13 protein-coding genes are annotated in these 22108 nt (G+C 71.0%); 9 read left to right on the forward strand and 4 right to left on the reverse strand.

What is annotated here, in order from left to right:
- Positions 1-32: 32 nt before the first annotated feature.
- Positions 33-1382 carry an ABC transporter substrate-binding protein gene (locus tag ACH4MY_RS26495; RefSeq protein WP_398006216.1) on the reverse strand — a complete coding sequence of 450 codons (1350 nt, stop codon included), beginning with the start codon at positions 1380-1382 and terminating at the stop codon, positions 33-35.
- Between the two features lie 371 nt (positions 1383-1753).
- Here ACH4MY_RS26495 and ACH4MY_RS26500 point away from each other — a divergent pair, with 371 nt between their 5' ends.
- Positions 1754-2776 carry a LacI family DNA-binding transcriptional regulator gene (locus ACH4MY_RS26500; protein ID WP_398006217.1) on the forward strand — a complete coding sequence of 341 codons (1023 nt, stop codon included), beginning with the start codon at positions 1754-1756 and terminating at the stop codon, positions 2774-2776.
- Positions 2777-2859: 83 nt separating this feature from the next.
- Here ACH4MY_RS26500 and ACH4MY_RS26505 read toward each other — a convergent pair whose 3' ends face one another.
- Positions 2860-4605, reverse strand: coding sequence for a glycoside hydrolase family 6 protein (locus tag ACH4MY_RS26505; protein ID WP_398006218.1), 1746 nt, complete (start codon positions 4603-4605; stop codon positions 2860-2862).
- A gap of 16 nt (positions 4606-4621) precedes the next feature.
- The gene (locus ACH4MY_RS26510; protein ID WP_398006219.1) at positions 4622-6184 is read right to left on the reverse strand and encodes a cellulase family glycosylhydrolase; all 1563 of its coding nucleotides are present in this window, start codon (positions 6182-6184) and stop codon (positions 4622-4624) included.
- A 275-nt stretch (positions 6185-6459) separates the two neighbouring features.
- Between ACH4MY_RS26510 and ACH4MY_RS26515 the strand changes: the two genes are divergently transcribed.
- The 8 genes from ACH4MY_RS26515 to ACH4MY_RS26550 all read left to right on the forward strand — a co-directional run bounded on the left by ACH4MY_RS26515 (position 6460) and on the right by ACH4MY_RS26550 (position 19140).
- On the forward strand, positions 6460-9369 hold the full coding sequence (locus ACH4MY_RS26515) for a glycoside hydrolase family 48 protein (RefSeq protein WP_398006220.1): 2910 nt from the start codon (positions 6460-6462) through the stop codon (positions 9367-9369).
- A 192-nt stretch (positions 9370-9561) separates the two neighbouring features.
- Positions 9562-11085: an alpha-N-arabinofuranosidase gene (locus ACH4MY_RS26520; protein ID WP_398006221.1), complete on the forward strand. Its 1524-nt coding sequence runs from the start codon at positions 9562-9564 to the stop codon at positions 11083-11085.
- A gap of 173 nt (positions 11086-11258) precedes the next feature.
- Positions 11259-12542: an ABC transporter substrate-binding protein gene (locus ACH4MY_RS26525; protein WP_398006222.1), complete on the forward strand. Its 1284-nt coding sequence runs from the start codon at positions 11259-11261 to the stop codon at positions 12540-12542.
- A complete protein-coding gene (locus tag ACH4MY_RS26530) occupies positions 12542-13564 on the forward strand; it encodes a carbohydrate ABC transporter permease (protein ID WP_398006223.1) in 1023 nt (340 codons plus the stop codon). Before ACH4MY_RS26525 ends, ACH4MY_RS26530 begins: the two co-directional genes overlap by 1 nt.
- Entirely contained in the window at positions 13561-14430 is an 870-nt protein-coding gene (locus tag ACH4MY_RS26535; RefSeq protein ID WP_398006224.1) for a carbohydrate ABC transporter permease, read from the forward strand. The genes ACH4MY_RS26530 and ACH4MY_RS26535 overlap by 4 nt, the downstream gene beginning before the upstream one ends.
- Positions 14431-14445: 15 nt before the next feature.
- A complete protein-coding gene (locus tag ACH4MY_RS26540) occupies positions 14446-15060 on the forward strand; it encodes a hypothetical protein (RefSeq protein ID WP_398006225.1) in 615 nt (204 codons plus the stop codon).
- Between the two features lie 253 nt (positions 15061-15313).
- Entirely contained in the window at positions 15314-18046 is a 2733-nt protein-coding gene (locus ACH4MY_RS26545; RefSeq protein WP_398006226.1) for a Tat pathway signal sequence domain protein, read from the forward strand.
- A gap of 17 nt (positions 18047-18063) precedes the next feature.
- Positions 18064-19140, forward strand: coding sequence for a rhamnogalacturonan acetylesterase (locus tag ACH4MY_RS26550; protein ID WP_398006227.1), 1077 nt, complete (start codon positions 18064-18066; stop codon positions 19138-19140).
- Positions 19141-19185: 45 nt separating this feature from the next.
- Here the strand turns inward: ACH4MY_RS26550 and ACH4MY_RS26555 are convergent, their stop codons facing one another.
- A complete protein-coding gene (locus ACH4MY_RS26555; protein WP_398006228.1) occupies positions 19186-22065 on the reverse strand; it encodes a glycoside hydrolase family 2 TIM barrel-domain containing protein in 2880 nt (959 codons plus the stop codon).
- Between the last annotated feature and the right edge of the window lie 43 nt (positions 22066-22108).

Genomic DNA, 22108 nt, shown 5'->3' on the forward strand with positions numbered 1-22108 from the left:
GCCCGCGGGCGGCGGACCGGCAGGTGTCCCCGCTACTGGTCGATCTTGTCGTCGACCAGCTTCTTGACGTTCTCCCAGGCCTTGGCCGGGTCGGTGCCGCGCTGCTCGATGTCGAGGATGCCGTTGTCGGTGAGGAAGGTCTTCACCTGGCCGTCGTAGCGGCTGATCGAGGCGGGGGTGATCCCGGCGGCCGCGCTGGAGAAGATCTTGCCGACCGGGGTGTCACCGAAGTAGGGCAGCTTCGCGTCCTGGACCGCCGAGGAGGTGAGCGTGTCCTTGGACGAGGGGATGTTGCCGTTGACCGCGAACACCTTGGCGTGCTGGGCCGGGGCGGTCAGCCAGGCGGCCAGCTCCGCGGCCTCCTTGGTGTGCTTGCCGGCCTTGGGCACGGCGAGGAACGCGCCGCCCCAGTTGCCGGCGACCGGGGGAGCGGCGATGTCCCACTTGCCCTGGTTGGCCGCGCCCGCCTGGTCCTTGATGATGCCGGTCATCCAGCTGGGGCAGGCGACGGTGGCGAACTTCGAGTTCTTGAAGGCCGCGTTCCAGGTGCCCTTCTCGTCGAACTGGCGCAGCTTGGCGGTCAGGCCGCCCTGGGCCGCCTTGACGGCGGTGTCCCAGGCCTTCTTCACGCCGGGGCTGTTCTCCCAGTCGAGCTCGCCGCTCGTGTTGGCGTACTGGACCGGGTCGCTGGAGACGACGGCGTTGAAGAGCCCGCTCGCCGAGTCGTGGAAGGAGGTGCCGGCGGGCGCGGCCGCCTTGTACTTCTCGCCGGTCTCGAGGAACTTGGCCCAGTCGCCGGACCACAGCTTGCCGACGGCGTCGCGCTCGGTGGGCAACTTGGCCTTGGCGAAGAGGTCCTTGTTGTAGCAGATGGCCATGGGGCCGATGTCGGTGCCGAGGCCCATGACCTTGCCGTCGGCGGTGGTCGCCTGCTTGACCTTCCAGTCGAGGTAATCGCCCAGGTTCGCGCCGCCCTCCTTGCCCAGGTCGATCCACTTGCCGGCCATGGTCGGGCCGGTCGCCTCGGCGATGAAGCCGACCTCGACGGCCTGGATGTCGGCGACGCCGCTGTTCTGGCCGAGGCGCAGCTTCAGCGTGTCCCAGTACTTCTGGCCGTCGGAGACGTTCGACTCCTCGATCTTGATGTTGGGGTGGAGCCGCTCGTACTCGGCGTAGAGCTTGGCGCCGGTCTTGTTGTCGTAGCCGAAGGAACCGAAGGTCCCGACCCTCAGGGTGATCTTCTCGGTGCTCTGGCCGCCCCCGCCGCCCTTGCCGCCGTTGTCGTCGTCGCTGCCGCAACCGGTGAGCAGGGTCGTGCCGGTCACGACGACGGCGACCGCCGCGATCGCCGCACGGCGTCCGCGTCTGATGGAAGTGCGCATTCCACTCTCCTCGTCCAAAGGTGGTGCTCGTTGTGCGCCAAGAGGTCCGGCCGGTTCATCGCGGCTCGGCGGCGCCTGCCAGGACCCGATGCAAGGCTGTGTGCGTCCCGGATGGGAGCGCTCCCACGTCGTTGCCGGAAGGTTGCTGCCTGGCGGGTACGGGTGTCAAGACATGAACGCGGATTCGTTACCGGAAGGTTTTCCGGGGGTTTCGTGGGCCCGGGCGGCGGTGGTCGCGTCACCTCCTGAACGCACCCTCGTGGCGCGGGGGCAGGGCCTTGGACTACGGTGGGAGCGCTCCCATTGGCGCTTCCGTCACCGGTGGGCCCGTGGTGAGCTGCGCGTTGTCCTACGAGGGGAGTTCGGGAGTTGTGAGCGGACGGCAGAGCGGCAGACCCACCCTGGAGGAAGTCGCGGCCAGGGCCGGGGTCGGCCGGGGCACGGTCTCCCGGGTGATCAACGGCTCCCCCCGGGTGAGCGAGCAGACCAGAACGGCCGTCGCCCGAGCCGTCGCCGAACTCGGCTACGTACCCAACCAGGCCGCGCGCGCCCTGGCCGGCAGCCGGACGGACGCCATCGCGCTCGTCATCCCCGAGGCCGAGGCACGCCTCTTCGCGGAGCCGTACTTCCTCGACCTCATCCGCGGGGTCAGCGCCGAACTCGCCGAGGCCGACAAGCAGTTGCTGCTCACCCTGGTCCGCAGCGAGCAGGAGCGGCAGCGCTTCGAGCAGTACCTCGCCGCCCAGCGTGTCGACGGCGTCCTCCTCGCCTCCGTCCACGGAGACGACCCGCTGCCCGACCGGATCAGGGAACTCGGCCTCCCCGTCGTCATGAACGGACGCCGGGCGGAGGCCGAGCCCGTGCCGTACGTCGACTCCGACAACATCGGGGCCGGACGGGCGGCCGTCGCCCATCTCGTCGGGCGCGGCCGGAGCAGGATCGCGACCGTCACCGGGCCGCTCGACATGTACGTGGCACGCGCCCGGCTCGGCGGTTACCGCGCGGGCCTCGCGGAGGCCGGACTCGCGCCCGACGAGGCGCTGGTCTCGGCGGGCGACTTCACCGAGGAGGGCGGCCGGCGGGCCATGCGGCTGCTGCTCGAACGCAGCCCGGACCTGGACGCCGTCTTCGTCGCCTCCGACGTGATGGCGGCCGGGGCGCGCGCGGCGCTGCGGGAGGCGGGGCGCGGGGTGCCCGCCGACGTGGCCCTCGTGGGGGTCGACGACTCGCCGGTGGCGCGGCTGATGGACCCGCCGCTGACGAGCGTGCGGCAGCCCATCGAGGAGATGGGCCGCACGATGGCGCGGATGCTGCTCCAGGAGATCGCGGAGACACCGCGGGAGCCCCGCCGGCACGTGCTGCCGACGGAGCTGATCGTGCGGGAGTCGTGCTGAGGCGTTCGGCCGTGGCGTCCGTACGCTCCCGCGGCCGGCCGGGACCCGGGAGGGTCCGGCCGGCCGCGGGGCGGGACGGGGTGTTACAGCGCCGGGTAGGCGTTCTTCATGAGCTCCTGGAACTGGGCCGAGAACCACTGGCCCGAGATCGGGGCGTCCGGCAGCGCGCCCGACATGCTGTTGCCGTTACGGGCGTTGCCCGTGTACGTCGGGTCGCACATCCGGTCGAAGCCCTTGCCCTCGTTGTTCGGGATCTCCTTGCTGGCGCCGTCGGACTCGCCCGGGGGCTTCATCCAGACGTACGCGTCGATGCCCGCGGCGGGCGCCGACTGCGGCCTCTCGCCGAGGCCCGCTCCGGACTGGTTGCACCAGTTGCCGAGGTGGATGCGCCGGTCGTACTTGCCGCCGTTGACGTAGGTGTCGACGGTGGTCGTCGCGCCCGCGGCGGTGGGCCGGGCGGTGCCGCCCCAGCCGTTGCGGGAGGTGTCGATCAGCATGCCGAGGTTGCTGTCGAAGCCGAGCGAGACCAGCTTGGTGCGCATCGCCTGGGCGTAGGAGAGCTCGTCGGTGTACCGGTTCCAGTCGACCCACTTCGACTGGCGCACGGAGACGCCGTTCACGCTGTCGTTGATGGTGAAGTGGTCCTCCTTCAGCGCGCTGTAGTTGGCGGTGTTGACGATGAAGCCGTGGACGTTGGAGACCGTGGAGCCCTCGGCCGTGGCGGCCTGCTTGAACAGTTCGGCGGAGGAGCCGAAGTTGTCGTCCCAGCCGAGCCAGCCGTGGTGGCCGGCGTCCACGTAGTTGTAGACGTTGCCGATCGCGCCGAGCTTCTTGAGCGCGTAGCCGACGCCGGTGATGTAGTTGCCGTTGGCCTTCATGACGTCGCAGTTGGCCGTGGCGGTCGGGCGCCCGGAGACGTTGGTGACCAGGTTGGGCAGCGAGTCGATCTCGACCGTGGTGACGATCCGCAGGCCCGCGTACTTCGAGTCGGCGAGGATCGCGGCGATCGGGTCGATGTACTCGGTCTTGTAGCGGCCGATCTCCGTCGGGCCGAGCTCGCCGTTGGAGGCGAGGGCGGCACAGTCGCGGCCCGGCAGGTTGTACACGACCAGCTGGACGACGAGCTCGCCGCTGCCCTTCTGCTTGAGGGCCTCGTCGAGGTGGGCGCGCAGGCCCATGGAGGTCGCGGAGCCGTTGATGGCGGCGATCCGGTCCAGCCAGACGCCGGTGGGCTGGTTGGAGATCTTGGTGCCGCCCGGCTCGGCCGCGGCCTTCGCGGACCACTCGGGGTTCACGTACACCTTGGCTCCGGCGTACGGGTTGTCGGCCTTGGTGCCGGCCGGCGGAGTGGTCGGCGGGGTCGTCGGGGGAGTGGTGGGCGGGGTGGTCGGGGGTGTCGTCGGCTCGGTGGCGCCGTTGCAGGTGACCCCGTTGAGCTTGAAGGTCGCGGGTACGGCGTTGGTGCCGCTGTAGGAACCGTTGAAGCCGAAGGAGGTCGAACCGCCGGTGGTCAGGGCCCCGTTGTAGGAGACGTTCTTGGCGGTGACGGCGGCACCGGACTGGGTGATGGTGGCGTTCCAGCCCTGGGTGACCTGCTGGTTGCCGGCGTAGGACCACTCGACGGTCCAGGCGGACACCGGGTCACCGGTGTTGGTGACCGTCACGTTGGCGCCGAAGCCGGTGCTCCACTGGTTGGTGATCTGGTAGTCGACCTTGCAGCCGGGGGTGGCGGCGCCGGCCGTGGCGGTGCCGAAGACGGTGGCGGTGGCGCCGGTGGCCGTGATGAGGCCTAGGGCCGCCAGGAGGGCGGTGCGGCTGGTGCGGCTCATGCGGGTGGGGATCCTTTCAGGGGGTGAGGCTGCGCAGGTGGTCGCGCAGCCCGATGCCGAATGCGGTGGGGGTGCCGTCGTACGAACTGATCAGCGCGGGACCGGAGTTGCAGTTCCAGGTGTTCCAGGTCCAGCCCAGGTACGACAGGCCGCGGTCGTCGAACCACTTCATGACGCGGTCGATGAACGCGTGTCCGCAGGTGTTCTCACCGATCTCGCCCGCGAGGAGAGGAACCTCGGCGGCTACCGGGGCGAGGGTGTTGTTCCAGCACGTCTCGTCGGAACAGGTGTTGAAGTTGTAGACGTGCCAGGCGGCGGCCAGATTGCCCGCCGGGTCCGTGGGGCGGTACGTGAGCCACTGGCTCAGGTCGTTGGAGTACGCGATGCCCGGGACGAGAACGAGATTCCTCGATCCCGTGGCGCGGACCGCGTCCAGCAGATCCTGCATGCCGGCGACCTCGTAGCCGATGCCGGGGCAGGTACCGCCGTCGCGCCAGCAGGTCCAGGCCTGTGTCGCGGTGGAGGTCGCCCGGTCCGGATAGGGCTCGTTGAACAGGTCGAAGACGACCCGCTTGTCGTGCTTGAAGGTGTTCGCCACCGAGGTCCAGAACGCCGGTGTGTACTGGGCGTCGGGCATCGGCTTCTGGCAGGAGGCGTGCACGTCGGAGCAGCCCGCCGAGTTGCCCGTGTACTGGCCGTACGTCCAGTGGAGTTCGACCACCGGGGTCATGCCGTGGGCGATGACCTTGTCGACCAGGTCCTTCACGGCGTCGATGTAGTGGGTGCCCCGGTACTCGGGTTTGATGTTGTCCAGGCCGAGCCAGCACTCCTCGTTGAGGGGGATGCGGACGGTGTTGGCCTTCCAGTCGGCGATGGCCTTCACGGAGGCGTCGTCGACCGGACCGTCCCAGATGCCGTAGCCCTGGACGCACATGAACTCGCCGCCGGAGCGGTTGACGCCGAGAAGGCGTCGGGTGGCGCCGTTCTGATCGACGAACTTGTTGCCGGACACGCCGAGTTCGGGCGCGCCGGTGACCGGGGTGGGCGTCGTCGGGGGAGTGGTGGGTGGTGTGGTCGGTGGTGTCGTGGGTGGTGTGGTCGGGGGTGTGGTCGGGTCGGTGGGTGTGGGTGTGGGTGTGGGTGTGGGCGTCGGGGGCACGCCGGTGTTGCAGGGCGTGCCGTTGAGCGTGAACGAGGCGGGTGCCGTGTTGGCGCCCGACCAGGAGGCGATGAAGCCGCCCGAGATCTTCGCGCCGGTGCCGAGTGCGGCGTTCCAGCTCTCGTTCACGACCGTGACGCCGGTACCGGACTGGGACCACTTGCCGCCCCAGCCCTGGCTGACGACCTGGCCGGCGGGGAAGGCGAAGCCGAGGCTCCAACCGTTCAGCGCGGCACTGTTGTTGGTGACGGTGACGGCACCCTGGTAGCCGCCGGCCCACTGGCCGACGACCGAGTACTCCACCGTGCAAGCGGGTGCGGCCGCGGCTCCTGAGGCCGTACCCATGAGGGCGAACGCGGTGCTCGCCATCGTGAGCGCCACTCCGGAGAGCAGCGCGGACAGACGTGGGGGATGTCGCATGAGCGAGTCCTCACAGCGAGGGCACACCCCTGACGGTGTGCCGACCGGACGGATTCGCTCCCACTGGTCGGGCAGACCGTAGCGGCAACTGCCGCCAAGCAAAAGAGGGGTTGGGTAAATTCCCTCGCCAATTGCCTTCGACTCTTCACGCACCTTGACGCCGTTGCGTCCCAACTGCACAGTGGGAGCGCTCCCACTGGTTCAGAGCTTGTCTCCACGCACCTTTCGCTCTTCGCTTCCCCCCGACCTCCCGAGCCGCGAGGAGAACCACCCGCATGCCACGCCTCCTACCGAGAACGCGACCACGCCGGCAGCTGACCGCCCTGGCCGCCGCGCTCTCCCTCCCCCTCGGCCTCACGGCCGTCGGCGCCACCACCGCCCAGGCCGCCGCCGTGCAGTGCAGCGTCGACTACAAGACCAGCGACTGGGGTTCGGGCTTCACCGCCGAACTCACCCTCACCAACCGGGCCGCCGAGGCCCTCAACGGCTGGACCCTCACCTACGCCTACGCCGGTGACCAGAAGCTCACCAACGGCTGGAGCGGCGTCTGGTCCCAGTCCGGCAAGAACGTCACCGTGACCAACGCGGCCTGGAACGGCACCCTCGCCGCCGGCGCCGCGGTCACCACCGGCGCCCAGTTCGGCTACAGCGGGGCCAACGCCGCTCCGAGCTCCTTCGCGGTCAACGGCACCCCCTGCACAGGCGCCCATCAGCCCCCGGTCGCGGTCCTGACCAGCCCGGCCGCCGGGGCCGTCTACAGCCAGGGCGACACCGTGCCGCTCGCGGCCACGGCCGCCGCCGACAGCGCCACCGTGAGCAAGGTGGAGTTCTACAGCGACACCGCGCTCCTCGGCACCGACACCACCGCTCCCTTCACCTTCGGTGCCGCCGGCCTCGCCACCGGCGCCCACTCGCTCTACGCCAAGGCGTACGACAGCCTCGGCGCCTCCGCCGAGTCGGCCCCCGTCGGCATCACCGTCGCCGCGGGTCCCGCGCTCGTCGCCGCCCCGAGCCAGCTCGGGGTACGCCAGGGCGCCACCGGCACCTTCGACCTGAAGCTCTCCACCGCGCCCACCGCGAACGTCACGGTGAGCGTCGCCCGGACCTCGGGCAACACCAACCTCACCGCGACCCCGGCCGCGCTCACCTTCACCCCGGCGAACTGGAACACCGCCCAGAAGGTGACCGTCGCAGCCGCGGCCACCGGCACCGGCTCGGCCGTCTTCACCGCGACCGCCCCCGGCCACGCCAAGGCCGAGGTCACCGTCGCCCAGCTGGCCGCGAACTCCACGTACGACGCCCGCTTCCTCGACCTCCACGGGAAGATCACCAACCCGGCCAACGGCTACTTCTCGCCCGAGGGCATCCCGTACCACTCCGTCGAGACCCTGATCGTCGAGGCCCCCGACCACGGGCACGAGACGACCTCGGAGGCGTACAGCTACCTCATCTGGCTCCAGGCCATGTACGGCAAGATCACCGGCGACTGGACCAAGTTCAACGGCGCCTGGGAGACCATGGAGAAATTCATGATCCCCACCCACGCCGACCAGCCCACCGGCTCCTCCTACAACGCCTCGAAGCCGGCGACGTACGCCCCCGAGTGGGACCTGCCGTCCCAGTACCCGGCGAAGCTGGACTCCGGGGTCACCTCCGGGTCCGACCCGATCGCCGCCGAGCTCAAGAGCGCCTACGGCACCGACGACGTCTACGGCATGCACTGGCTCCAGGACGTCGACAACGTCTACGGCTTCGGCAACGAACCCGGCAAGTGCTCCGCGGGACCGACGGCCACCGGCCCCTCGTACATCAACACCTTCCAGCGCGGCCCGCAGGAGTCCGTCTGGGAGACCGTCACCCACCCCACCTGCGACAACTTCTCCTACGGCGGCAGGAACGGCTACCTCGACCTCTTCACGGGGGACGCCTCCTACGCCAAGCAGTGGAAGTACACCAACGCCCCCGACGCCGACGCCCGCGCCGTCCAGGCCGCCTACTGGGCCGACCTCTGGGCCAAGCAGCAGGGCAAGGGCACCCAGGTCTCCGCCACGGTCGGCAAGGCCGCCAAGATGGGCGACTACCTGCGCTACGCCATGTTCGACAAGTACTTCAAGAAGGCCGGGAACTGCGTCGGCCCGACCACCTGCCCGGCCGGTACCGGCAAGGACAGCGCGCACTACCTGATGTCCTGGTACTACGCCTGGGGCGGCGCCACCGACACCTCCGCCGGCTGGTCCTGGCGCATCGGCTCCAGCCACGCCCACGGCGGCTACCAGAACCCGCTCGCCGCGTACGCGCTCAGCGAGTACGCCCCGCTCAAGCCCAAGTCGACGACGGGCGCGGCGGACTGGGCGACCAGCCTCGACCGGCAGCTGGAGTTCTACCGCTGGCTCCAGTCCGACGAGGGCGCCATCGCGGGCGGCGCCACCAACAGCTGGCAGGGCCGCTACGCCACCCCGCCGGCCGGCACCCCCACCTTCCACGGCCTCTTCTACGACGAGAAGCCCGTCTATCACGACCCGGCGTCCAACCAGTGGTTCGGCTTCCAGGCCTGGTCCATGGAGCGGGTCGCCGAGTACTACCAGCAGACCGGCGACGCCGGGGCGAAGACCGTCCTCGACAAGTGGGTCTCCTGGGCGCTGTCCAAGACCACGATCAACCCGGACGGCACCTACCGCATCCCCTCCACCCTCCAGTGGTCCGGCGCACCCGACACCTGGAACGCCACGACCCCCGGCGCCAACGCCGGCCTGCACGTCACCGTCGCCGACTACACCGATGACGTCGGCGTGGCCGCCGCCTACGCCAAGACCCTGACCTACTACGCGGCCAAGTCCGGGAACGCCGAGGCCAAGCGCGTCGCCAAGGCCCTGCTCGACGGCATGTGGGACCACCACCAGGACCCGCTCGGCATCGCCGTCGAGGAGACCCGCGCCGACTACAGCCGCTTCGACGACCCCGTGTACGTGCCGAGCGGCTGGACGGGCACGATGCCCAACGGCGACACGGTGAACAACTCCTCCACCTTCGCCTCGATCCGCACCTTCTACCAGGACGACCCGGCCTGGCCGAAGATCGAGGCCTATCTGGCGGGCGGCGCCGCGCCCGTCTTCACCTACCACCGGTTCTGGGCCCAGGCGGACATCGCCCTGGCCATGGGCTCGTACGCGGAGCTGCTCGAATAGCAGCCGCCCCGCAGGGAGCGGCTCCGCGTACGACGAGGCCGGGTGGCCCCCGAAAGGGGCCGCCCGGCCTTCACGCGTGCCCCGGGGACCTGGCGGCGGTCCATTGACGTGCGAAGTCCCGGCTCCTACGTTCTCGTTCGGACATACGACCGTTGGTCGATATTTCGAACGTCTTGAACGAGAGGGATTCGCGTGTCCCACGCCGAACACACCACCCGCACCGCCCGCTTCACCCTCGACCCCGACTTCACCGTCGGCCCCGTCGACCCCCGCCTCTTCGGCTCCTTCGTCGAGCACCTCGGGCGCTGCGTCTACACCGGCATCCACGAACCCGTCCACCCCGCCGCCGACGAGGACGGTCTGCGCACCGACGTCCTGGAACTCGTCCGCGAACTGGGCGTCACCGCGATCCGGTACCCCGGCGGCAACTTCGTCTCCGGCTACCGCTGGGAGGATGGTGTCGGCCCGGTCGAGGAGCGGCCGCGCCGGCTCGACGTCGCCTGGCGGTCCACCGAGACCAACCGCTTCGGTCTCGGCGAGTTCATGACCTTCCTGCGGAAGGCCGGACCCGGGGCCGAGCCGATGATGGCCCTCAACCTCGGCACCCGGGGCATCACCGAGGCCATGGACCTCGTCGAGTACGCCAACCACCCCGGCGGCACCGAGCTCTCCGACCGCCGCGTCGCCCACGGCGACGAGGAGCCCTTCGGCATCCGCCTGTGGTGCCTGGGCAACGAGATGGACGGCACCTGGCAGACCGGACAGAAGACCGCGGAGGAGTACGGCCGGCTCGCCGCGCAGACCGCGCGCGCCCTGCGGCAGATCGACCCCGGACTCGAACTCGTCGCCTGCGGCAGCTCGGCGCGCGGCCTGCCGACCTTCGCCGCCTGGGAGGCCACCGTCCTCGCGGAGACCTACGAGGTCGTCGACCACGTCTCCCTGCACGCCTACTACGAGGAGACCGACGGCGACCGCGACTCCTTCCTCGCCTCCGCCGTCGAGATGGAGGCCTTCATCGAGGAGGTCGTCGCCACCTGCGACCACGTCGGTGCCCGGCTGAAGTCGTCGAAGAGGCTCACCCTCTCCTTCGACGAGTGGAACGTCTGGTACCAGCGCCGGCCCAACCCGCATCCGGTGGAGGACTGGCAGGAGGCCCCGCGCCTTCTCGAGGACGTCTACAGCGTCACCGACGCCGTCGTGTTCGGCACCCTCCTCATCGCCCTGCTGCGCCATGCCGACCGGGTCGCGGTCGCCTGCCTCGCCCAGCTCGTCAACGTGATCGCTCCGATCATGACCGAGCCCGGGGGCCCCGCCTGGCGCCAGACCACCTTCTTCCCCTTCGCCCAGGCCTCCCGTTGGGGCCGGGGCACCGTCCTCGATGTGCGCGTGGACGCGCCGACGTACCCCACGGAGCGGTACGGGGACGTTCCGCTGCTGCACGCCACGGCCGTACGCGGCGAGGACGGCGGTGTCACGGTCTTCGCGGTCAACCGTGGCCGGAACGCGTCCCTGCCCCTCGAGGTGGCCCTGCGCGGTCTCGACCTGAGCCGGGTCGTCGAGCACACCGCGCTCGCCGACGCGGACCCGGAGGCGCGCAACACCCTGGACGCGCCCGAGCGGGTCGTGCCGCACGCGGTGGAGGGCGCCACGCTGGTGGACGGGACACTGCGGGCCGTCCTGGAGCCGATGTCCTGGAACGTCGTCAGGCTGCTCTGAACGACCCGTTGCCGCATCCGATGTTGAATCCTTTCACCTCGGTTGCCCGGTCCACCCTCGAAGCGCTTCGAAAGATCCTGTCCGAAGCGTTGACGTGGCTGGCGAGCCCACCTACTTTGTCCCAGCAAGCGCTTTCCTGAAACGTTCTAATTACACGCGCGGGAGGACGAACTGTGCGTACTCAAAGCACTGTCGACCGTCGGAATCTGCTGAAGTTCGCGGGCGGGTCACTGGCGGCACTCGGCCTGACCGCCGCGGGATGCGGCACCGGCTCCGGCTCCGGGGACGGCACCGTCACCATCCGGTACGCCTGGTGGGGCTCCGACGACCGGGCCAAGCGGATCAACCGGACGATCGCGCTCTTCGAGAAGAAGTACCCGAAGATCAAGGTCAAGACCGACTTCCAGCCCTACGCCGACTTCTGGAAGAAGTTCAACACCCAGGCCTCGGGCGGCAACGCGCCCGACGTCTTCCAGAACGCCATCGGCTTCCTGCGCAAGTACGACGCGAAGAACGTCCTGCTCGACCTGCGCGAGCAGGCCCAGCAGGGCAACCTCCGCCTCGACGGCTTCCGGGCCGGTCTGGAGAAGTTCGGCGAGGTGGACGGCAAGCTCCTCGGCGTACCCGTCGGCAGCAACTCGATGGCCCTCGTCGTCGACCGGACCGTCTTCGGCAAGGCCGGCGTCAACCCGAAGACCGGCTGGACCTGGGACGAATACCACGCCGCCCTCGCCAAGATCCGCGACACCCAGGGACGCGCCGGCGACGCGGGCCCCTACGGGATCATGTACCTCTACGACCTCTACCTGCGCCAGCACGGCAAGGCCTTCTTCACCGCCTCCGGACTCGGCTTCACCGAGGCCGACCTGACGGACTGGTGGACCAAGGCGTACGCCGGCGTCACATCGGGCGTCTACGCCGACCCGAAGAAGACGATCCAGGCCAAGCCCAAGTCGGCCGTCACCGCCGAACTCGCCGCCTGCGAGTTCACCTGGGACAACTTCACCGTCCGCTACGCCTCCGAGGGCAAGAGCCAGTACGGTCTCGCCCCCATCCCGACCACGGACGGCCGCAGGACCGGCCAGTACCTCGGCTCACTCATGCTCAGCGGCTCCCGCCGCACCAAGCACCCCAAGGAAGTCGCCCAGTTCATCGACTTCATGGTCCACGACCCCGAGGTCGGGAAGATCATGGGCTACGACCGAGGAGTCCCCGCCACCACCGCCCAGTACGAGGCCTACGTGCCGACCGACGAGGTCGGCAGGCAGATCGCCGCGTACGAGAAGCAGCTCGTGGAATCGCGCCTCCTGGAGCCGATCACGCCCCACCCGGCCGGCGCCGACGTCACCGAAGCCGCCTTCCTGCGGCTCGGCGAGGAGATGTCCCTGGGCACGCGGCCCGTCGCCGACGCGGTGAAGCAGTTCTTCACCGAGGCGAAGACGGCGCTCACCTCCTGATGGACGCCGCCGTGACCTCCGCACCCAACCCCGCGCCGGTGACCCGGCCGGACGTGGCGACCGCACCCGCGGACGCCACGTCCGGCGGGGGACACCCGCTCCGGACCCCCGGCCCCGCCGGCCCGCGCGGCCGGGCCCGCCGCGAGAACCTCGCCGGCTACCTCTTCATGTCCCCCTGGATCGCCGGCTTCCTCCTGCTCACCGCGGGGCCCATGGTCGCCTCGCTCTACTTCGCCTTCACCGACTACAACCTCTTCGACGCCCCCCAGTGGATCGGCCTCGACAACTTCACCGAGATGTTCGGCGACCCCCGCTGGCGCACCTCCGTCGAGGTGACCGGCTGGTACGTGGTGATCGGCACCCCGCTCAAACTGGCGGCGGCACTCGGCGTGGCCCTGCTGCTCAACCAGAGCCGACGCGGACAGGGCTTCTACCGGGCCGCGTTCTACGCGCCCTCGCTCGTCGGCGCCAGTGTCTCCATCGCCATCGTCTGGCGGGCGCTGTTCTCCGACGGCGCCGCGATCGACCGCGGGCAGCAACTCCTCGGCATGGAGGCCGGCGGCTGGATCGGCGACCCCGACCGGATCATCTACAGCCTCGTCGCGCTGACCGTCTGGCAGTTCGGCGCCCCGATGGTCATCTTCCTCGCCGGACTCAAGCAGGTGCCCCGCGAGCTGTACGAGGCGGCGGAGGTCGACGGCGCGGGCCCGTGGCGGAGGTTCTGGAGCATCACCCTGCCGATGATCTCCCCGGTCCTCTTCTTCAACGTGCTCCTGGAGACCATCCACTCCTTCCAGATCTTCGGGTCCGCCTACATCATCGGCAGCCAGGGCAACGCCTGCGGACCGGCCGACGGCACGCTCGTCTACACCTGCTACCTCTACATCCAGGGCTTCGAGAACAGCCGGATGGGCCTCGCCTCGGCGATGGCCTGGATGCTGCTGCTCGCCGTCGCCCTGGTCACGGCGTTCCTTTTCTGGTCCCAGAAGCGCTGGGTGCACTACGAGGAGGGGGCCCGATGAGCCTCGTACGCACAGCCACGCGTCCCGCGAGGACGCGGACGGCCGGCTCGGTGCTCTGGCACCTCGGCGCCCTCGCCGTCCTCGCCGTCATCCTCTACCCCGTGGTGTGGGTCGTCGGCGGCTCCTTCAAACCGAACGACGAGATCGTCGGCAGCCTGACGCTCTTCCCCACCGACCCCATCACCGACAACTACCGGCGTCTCGCCGACGGCATCGCCGACATCCCCATCAGCACCTTCTTCGGCAACTCCCTCTTCCTCGCCGTCGGTTCGGTGATCGGCGTGGTGCTGTCCAGCTCCCTGGCGGCCTACGCCTTCGCCAAGGTCCGCTTCGCCGGACGCGGAGTGCTCTTCGCCGCCATGATCGGCACGCTGCTGCTGCCGTACCACGTCCTGCTCATCCCGCAGTACGTGCTGTTCCAGAAGCTCGAACTCATCAACACCTACACGCCGTTGCTGCTCGGCAAGTACCTCGCCACGGACGCCTTCTTCGTCTTCCTGATGCTCCAGTTCATGCGCGGGCTGCCGAAGGAACTCGACGAGGCGGCGCGCCTCGACGGCTGCGGGCACCTGCGGACGTACTGGTCGATCGTGCTGCCACTGTGCCGCCCCGCTCTCATCACCAGCGCGATCTTCACCTTCATCAACGCGTGGAACGACTTCATGGGTCCGCTGATCTACCTCAACGAACCCGAGAAGTACACGGTCTCGCTCGGCCTCAAGATGTTCGTCGACCAGGACGGCGTCGCCAACTACGGCGGCATGATCGCGATGTCGCTGGTGGCGCTGCTTCCGGTGGTCGCGTTCTTCCTCGCCTTCCAGCGGTACCTCATCGACGGCATGGCCACGTCCGGCCTCAAGGGCTGAGGGGCGGTGCCGTCGATGAGTGCGGACAGCGGTACCCGAGCGGGAGGCGGGACCAGGGCGCGCTTCCTCGCCCGATTCGCGGTCTTCGCCGAGGCGCTGCTCGTCGGGGTGTGGATCGCCGTCGCCGCGGTGCCCCTCGTCACCCTTCCGGCGGCGCTCGCGGCCGGCGCCGCGCATCTGCGGCGCTGGACCGGCGGCGAGGAGGCCGGACTGCGGTTCTTCTCCGCCGATCTGCGCGCGGCCCTGCGGGGCGGGGGCTGGTCGACGGGTCTCGGCTACGGGGCCGTGCTCGCCCTGGTGGCCGCCGACCTCGCGTTCGTACGGGCGCTGCCCGTGCCCGGCGGGCGGACGGCGGGCGCCCTCGCGATCCTGGTGGCGCTCTGGCTGACGGTCACCCTGCTGCGGGCGGCCACGGCCTGGCGCCCGGACCTGCGCTGGCGGGACCTGCTGGGCCCCGCCGCCCGCCGTGCGCTGCGCGACCCGGCGGGCTCCCTCCTCGTCGTCTGCGGCCTGGCGGTGATCGCCGCGTCGGCCTGGTTCTCCGCCCCCCTGGCCCTGCCGGCCCTCGGCATCCTCGTCGCCTCGGCCCTGGCGGCGGAACGCCGCCGGACGGCTCCGGCGCACGCCTGATCCACGGACCCGGGGGCACGGCCTGCCGGTCGGCCCGGGCCTGACGGCCGGACCGTGGCCCGGCCGGGACCGCGCACCCGACCATCGGTGGAGCCCTTCCGGGCTCCTGGGCCAGGCCTGGATTCCGGCCATCGGCCGGACCCGGGACGCTCCGTCCCCGGCACCTCTCGTCCCGGCACCTCTCGCCCCCCGGAACCTCCCGCACCTCCCGCTTCCGCGGGCATGCCCGCGCATGCCCATGAAAGGAGTTCTCGTGTCCTCGATTCCTCGTCGCTCCCTCCTCAAGGCCGCCGCCGTGGCCGGGGCGGCCGCACAGTTCAGCTGGGCGCTCGGACGCGGGGAGGCCAGGGCCGCCGCCCCCGCCGAGACCCCGGCGGCCGACCGGCCTGCCACCATCACCTGGCTGGAGCCCGGCGGGCTCGGCGCCGCCGCCGGATCGACCTTCGGCGTCGCCTGGCCCAAGGGTGTCCACCCCGGCGACCGGGCCTTCGCGCTCACCACCGAAGACGGCGCGAAGGTCCCGGTGCAGACCTGGACCACCGCCCGCTGGCCCGACGGCTCCCTCAAGTGGACCGCGCACGCCGTCGGACCCGAGGCCGCCGGAGCCGAGCGCTTCACTCTCGCCCCGGGAACCCCCGCCACCGCCGCGAAGACGGTCTCCGTCACCGAGACCGACCGCCGGATCACCGTCGACACCGGAACCGTCCGGGCCGTCGTCTCCAAGGGCGGCGGGAAGCTCGTCGAGTCCGTCACCCGCGACGGCGTGAAGATCGCCACCGACGGCCGGCTCGTCCTGCTCCGCCAGAGCGACCTCGACGACGGCGACCACGGCAACGCCAAGTGGGACCGGTTCGACGGTGAGATCTCCGGCGCCGTCGTCGAGCAGAGCGGCCCCGTCCGGGCCGTCGTCCGAATCGACGGCAAGCACCGCAAGGGCAGCCGGAGTTGGCTTCCGTTCTCCGTGCGCCTCTACTTCTACGCGGGCTCCGAGTCCTTCCGCATGGTCCACACGATCACCTACGACGGCGACCAGAACAAGGACTTCATCCGCGGCCTCGGCGTCCGCTTCACCGTCCCCATGCGGGACGCCGCCTACGACCGGCACGTCCGGATCGCCGGCGAGGGCGCCGGATTCCTCACCGAGGCCGTCCAGGGCGTCACCGGCCTGCGCCGAGACCCCGGCGCCGCCGTCCGCACGGCCCAGGTCAAGGGGGAGAAGCTGCCCGACCCCGCCACCTGGGACCAGCGCGTCACCACCCGTATGCGGTACGTCCCCACCTGGGGCGACTACACCCTCGCCCAGCTGTCCGCGGACGGCTTCGCCCTCCGCAAGCGGACCAAGGAGGGACACGGCTGGATCCCCGCCGGCGGCGGCCGTCGCGCGAGCGGCTTCGGCTACGTCGGCGGTGTGAGCGGTGGACTCTCCTTCGGTCTGCGGGACTTCTGGCAGAAGCACCCCGCCCAGCTGGACATCAGGGGCGCCGCCGGAGACGCCGCGGAGGTCACCCTCTGGCTCTGGTCGCCCGAGGCCCAGCCCATGGACCTGCGCTTCTACCACGACGGCATGGGCCAGGACACCTTCCCCGAGCAGCTCGAAGGCCTCAACATCACCTACGAGGACCACGAGCCCGGCTTCGGCACCCCCTACGGCATCGCCCGTACCAGCGAGCTGATGTTCTGGGCCAACGCCGCCACCCCCACCGCCTCGGCGCTCGTCGCCCAGGCCGCCGCCGTCCGCACCCCGCCCCAGCTCGCCGCCGCCCCCGAGGACCTCGTCCGTGCCCGGGTGTTCGGCGGGCTCTTCTCGCCCGTCGACCGCTCCACCCCCGCCAGGGCGAGGATCGAGGACCGCCTCGACTACCTCTTCACCTACTACAAGGACCAGGCGGAGCAGCGCCGTTGGTACGGCTTCTGGGACTACGGCGACATCATGCACACCTACGACGAGGACCGGCACCAGTGGCGGTACGACATCGGGGGCTACGCCTGGGACAACTCCGAACTCTCGCCCGACCTGTGGCTCTGGTACGCGTACCTCCGCTCCGGCCGCTCCGACATCTTCCGCTTCGCCGAGGCCATGACCCGTCACACCGGAGAGGTCGACGTGTACCACCTCGGTACGTGGGCCGGCCTCGGCACCCGCCACGGCGTCCAGCACTTCGCCGACAGCGCCAAGCAGCAGCGCATCTCCACCGCCGTCTACCGGCGCCCCTACTACTTCCTCACCGCCGACGAACGTGTCGGCGACCTGATGCACGACCTGGTCGACTCCGACGAGACGTTCCTCGCCCTCGACCCCATCCGGAAGATCCGCACCGAGCCCTACACCCCCGACCGGCACGCCCTCTCCATCGGTTTCGGCACCGACTGGAGCGGTCTCGCGGCGGCCTGGCTCACCGAGTGGGAGCGCGGCGGCCCGAAGGCCGCCAAGGCCGAGGCCCGGCTGCGCTCCACCATGGAGACGATCGCCGCCCAGCCCAACGGCTTCGTCCAGGGGACCGGTCTCTACGACCTGGACACCGGCCGCTTCGTGATCGCCGACAAGCCCGTCGTCGGAGTCTCGCACCTCTCCGCCATGTTCGGCCTGGTCGAGATGTGCGCCGAGCTCATCGACCTCGTCGACCAGCCGAAGTTCAAGGAGGCCTGGCTCGACTACTGCCGCTGGTTCAACGCCTCCAAGACCGAGCAGGCCGCCCGCTACGGCCAGAACTTCGGCACGCTCCTCCTCTTCCAGGGGCACTCGCGCCAGGACGCCTACGCCGCCGCCCAGTTGAACGACTCCGCGCTCGCCCAGCGTGCCTGGGCCAGGTTCGACAGGAGCGACGGCTACACCGCCGCCATGGTCTGGGACAAGACCCCCGTGCAGGGATCCGCCGCCCTCGAACCGGGCTACGAGCACCTGTGGATCAGCACCAACACCACGGCCCTCTACGGCCTGGCCGCCATCCAGAACCTCGCCCTCGTCGGCGACCACCTGCCCGCGTGAGCCCCGGAGGAAGCACGATGAGAAGGACCGCACTCCTCGCCGCCGTGGCGACCCTGCTCAGCACCCTCGCCGCCGCGCCGGCCGCCCACGGCGCCCCGTCCCACGGGCCCTACGTCCAGGGGCTCGACCACTGCACCACCACCCCCGACACCGCGGCCCTCGTCTGCCGCTTCGAGGTCCCACCCGGCACGTACGAGGTCTCCGTGGTCCTCGGTGGTGACGAGGCCGGGGCCACCGCCGTCACGGGCGAGACCCGTCGGTCGCTGCTCGCCGAGACCGTCACCGGGGCCGGGCAGCGTGTCCGGCGCTCGTTCACCGTGGACGTCCGCGATCCGGAGGGCGAGCCCACCGGGCCCACCGGCAGCCCCGGACTCGACCTGGTGCTCGGCGGCTCCGCACCCCGCGTCACCGCGCTGCGGGTCACCCCCGCCCGCGCCGCCCACCGGCTCTTCCTCGTCGGCGACTCGACCGTCTGCGACCAGCCGGGGGACCCGTACACCGGCTGGGGCCAGATGCTCCCCGCCCATCTGAGGCGGGGGATCGCGGTCGCCAACCACGCCGACTCCGGGGAGAGCACCGTCACCTTCCTGGAGAACCCGGCCCTCTTCGACCGCGTGGAGGCCGCGATCCGGCCCGGCGACCCCGTCCTGATCCAACTCGCGCACAACGACAAGCAGACGGACGCGGCCACCTACCGCGCGAATCTGACCACACTGGTCGAGCGGGTACGGGCCCGGCGCGGCGAGCCCGTCCTCGTCACCCCGATCGTCCGCCGCTGGTTCAATTCCGACGGCACCCTGAACAACGGCACGGCCCTGCTGGTCAACGGCCTCGGCGTGGACCACCCGGCCGAGATCCGGGCCCTCGCGGGCACCCTCGGTACCCCGCTGATCGACCTCACCGCCCTCACCAGGGCGCGCGTAGAGGAGCTGGGCCCCGAGGCGTCCAAGGCGCTGTACCTGACGACGGAGAAGCGGGACAACACCCACACCTCGGTGCGGGGGGCCACGGAGTACGCGGCCCTCGTCGCGGCCGGACTACGGGCCCGGGGAATCCTGCCGAAGCGGCTGCTCCGGCGCGTTCCGGAGGCGTGAGGCCGTCCGGCCGGAAGGCCTCGGGCTCCGCCCGGCCGAAGGTCCTCAGGCTTCCGGCGGGCCGAAGGTGAGGGCGAACGACGCCGGTGCCGCGTCCAGGCGGTGGGCGGGAAGCACTCCCGGCCCGCAGGACTGGGAGCCGATGCCGTGCTGGGCGTGGTCCAGGTGCAGCCACAGCGTGTCGCCGGGCACCAGATCGGTGGGGTGGGCGGCCGCGTCCAGCTGCTCGGTGGTCCAGCGGCGGGCGGTGAACGAGAACACCGGCTCGCCGTCCACCCGTACACCCTCGGTCCCCGAGGTCAGCTCCACCCAGCGGGTGTCGATCCGGGCCCCGTTCTCCTGCGGTCGCAGGTACGGGGTCCCCAGCGCGTCCACCGTGGCCTCCCAGCGGCCGAGTCGTGCGGCCGCCCGGGTGTCGGGGTACGCCTCGCCCGGCCCCGCGCCGTACCAGACCGCGCGGTCCAGGGCGGCGGGCAGCCCGAGGCGGACCCCGAGCCGGGGCAGCGGCACCCGCCAGTCGCCCTCGGGAACCACCTCGACCCCGAGCCGCAGCGCGGTGCCGTCCGAGGTCCAGCGGTAGGTGGTGCGCAGCCCGAGATCGGATGCGGCGGCGGCGACCCGGGTGCGCACCGTCAACCCCTCTTCCTCCAGGGCGACTTCGTCGATCCGGTGCCGCATCCGGTGCAGGCCGAGCTCGCGCCAGAGCGGGCCGTGGCGCTCGTCGGGCTGCCAGGGCGCGCCCTCGTCGTTGTCGGTCGGCGCCCGCCAGACGTCGAGACGAGCGCCGCCGGCGACGGGGAGGGAGCCGAGGGCGAGCAGGGCGCCGGTCCGTGCGTCGAGGACGCCGGGGCCGAGCGTGATCCGGTCCGTCTCGCGGACCGGCCGGGCGGAACCGGCCGCCGCGCGCGGCGCGGGGGTGGCCGGCCCGGAGTGCGGGATCTGCCCCCAGGCGACCTCGTGCCCGGCGGGCGCCCAGGCCGTGTCGTCCGCGAGCAGCGCCCGTACCGTCCACACGGTCTCCGCCGCGGCGGCGTGCTCGGGCGGTACGGGGAGCGCGACGCGGGCGCTCGCGCCGGCGGTCAGTTCCGGCACCTCCAGGGGGCCGGTGGCGAGGGTCTCCCCGTCGGCCAGGAAGTACCAGGTGAAGGCGAGGTGCGAGAGGTCGGCGACGTCATGGCCGTTGGTCACCAGGACGGTGCCCGCTCCGCCGTCGGCGATACGGACCGGCTCGACGACCTTCTTGTACTCCAGGAGTCCGGGCGACGGCGTCCGGTCGGGGAGCAGCAGCCCGTCGCAGACGAAGTTCCCGTCGTGCAGCTCCTCCCCGAAGTCGCCGCCGTAGCCGTACCCGTGGACCGGGTGGACCAGGCCGTGGTCGATCCACTCCCAGACGAAGCCGCCCTGGCAGCGCTCGTACGTCTCGAAGAGCCGCTGGTAGTCGGAGAGTCCGCCGGGGCCGTTGCCCATGGCGTGCGCGTACTCGCAGAGGATGAGGGGGAGTGCGCGCCGTCGCTCGGGGCCCTCGTCGGCCCGGCGGCCGATCTCGTCGACCTCGGCGTGCGGCGGGTACATCCGTGAGTAGACGTCGGTGTCGGCGCAGGACCTGTCACCCTCGTAGTGGACGAGCCGGGAGGGGTCCCGGTCGCGGATCCACCGGGCCGTCGCGGTCAGTCCGGTGCCGGTGCCGCACTCGTTGCCCAGCGACCACATGACGACCGACGGATGGTTCTTGTCCCGTTCGACCAGCCGGGCCGCCCGGTCGAGCAGGGCCGGGGTCCAGCGCGGGTCGTCGACCGGATTGCCCTGCCAGGCCAGGTCCTCGAAGCCGTGGGTCTCCAGGTCGCCCTCGTCGATCACCCAGAGGCCGTAGGCGTCGCAGAGGTCGAGGAAGGCCGGGTGCGGCGGGTAGTGGGAGGTGCGGACGGCGTTGATGTTGTGCCGCTTCATCAGTTCGACGTCCTGCCGCATGGTCGCGAGGTCCAGGCTGCGTCCGCGCACCGGGTGGAACTCGTGGCGGTTCACACCCCGGAAGAGCACCCGGCGGCCGTTCACCGTCATGACGCCGTTCTCGACGGCCACCGTCCGGAAGCCGATGCGCAGCGGGACGCGTTCTCCGTCGGTCGTGAGCTCGCCCTCGTACAGACGGGGGACCTCGGCGCTCCACGGTTCGACCGGCACGGTGACCGACTCGCCGGTCGCGAGGTCGAGGCCGAGTTCGGGCACGGTCACACGGCCCGGTACGTCGCACTCCACCCGCAGGGTGCCGCCGCCGGTGACGTGGTCGTACGCAGCGTGTGTGAAGAAGTCGCCGGGGGCGCCCGCGGGCCGGTGCAGCAGGGTCACGTCGCGGAAGACGCCGGGCAGCCACCACTGGTCCTGGTCCTCCAGATAGGAGCCGGAGGACCACTGGTGGACGCGGAGGGCGAGGACGTTGTCCCGGGGCCCGAGGAGGTGGCCGACCGTGAACTCGTGCGCGAGCCGGGAGCCCTTGAACTCGCCGAGTTCCGTGCCGTTGAGCCAGACCCGGGCGCAGGACTCGACCCCGTCGAGGCGGAGGACCGCCCCGCCCTCCGCGGGCCAGTCGGCCGGCAGGTCGAAGCGGCGCAGATGGTCGCCGGTGGGGTTCTCGGTGGGGACGCGCGGCGGGTCGACGGGGAAGGGGTAGCGGACGTTGGTGTAGACGGGGCCGCCGTGCTCCTTGCCCTGGAGGACCCAGTGGCCCGGTACCGCGACCGTTCCCCAGCCGCTCGCGTCGAAGTCCGGGGCGGCGAAGGACTCGTCCTCGGTGTCGGCGGTGGGGGAGAGCCGGAAGGCCCAGTCGCCGTTCAGGGAGAGGGCGGAGGCGTCGGAGCGGGCGTACCAGGCGCGGGGCGGGAGCGTGCCGCGGCCGGGGGAGACGTCTTCGTACCAGGGCAGGGCGGACATGCTTCTCCTGTCGGAGGGCGGGAGACGGAGGGCGGGGCTCGGC

This window comes from Streptomyces sp. NPDC017246 (assembly GCF_044331325.1).
GTDB lineage: Bacteria > Actinomycetota > Actinomycetes > Streptomycetales > Streptomycetaceae > Streptomyces.

Excerpts from the sequence above, each read along its gene's own strand:
- ACH4MY_RS26495 (WP_398006216.1), bottom strand. The coding sequence starts at position 1,382 with ATGCGCACTTCCATCAGACGCGGACGCCGTGCGGCGATCGCGGCGGTC.
- ACH4MY_RS26505 (WP_398006218.1), bottom strand. The coding sequence starts at position 4,605 with ATGAGCCGCACCAGCCGCACCGCCCTCCTGGCGGCCCTAGGCCTCATC.
- ACH4MY_RS26510 (WP_398006219.1), bottom strand. The coding sequence starts at position 6,184 with ATGCGACATCCCCCACGTCTGTCCGCGCTGCTCTCCGGAGTGGCGCTC.
- ACH4MY_RS26515 (WP_398006220.1), top strand. The coding sequence starts at position 6,460 with ATGCCACGCCTCCTACCGAGAACGCGACCACGCCGGCAGCTGACCGCC.
- ACH4MY_RS26530 (WP_398006223.1), top strand. The coding sequence starts at position 12,542 with ATGGACGCCGCCGTGACCTCCGCACCCAACCCCGCGCCGGTGACCCGG.
- ACH4MY_RS26535 (WP_398006224.1), top strand. The coding sequence starts at position 13,561 with ATGAGCCTCGTACGCACAGCCACGCGTCCCGCGAGGACGCGGACGGCC.
- ACH4MY_RS26540 (WP_398006225.1), top strand. The coding sequence starts at position 14,446 with ATGAGTGCGGACAGCGGTACCCGAGCGGGAGGCGGGACCAGGGCGCGC.
- ACH4MY_RS26550 (WP_398006227.1), top strand. The coding sequence starts at position 18,064 with ATGAGAAGGACCGCACTCCTCGCCGCCGTGGCGACCCTGCTCAGCACC.
- ACH4MY_RS26555 (WP_398006228.1), bottom strand. The coding sequence starts at position 22,065 with ATGTCCGCCCTGCCCTGGTACGAAGACGTCTCCCCCGGCCGCGGCACG.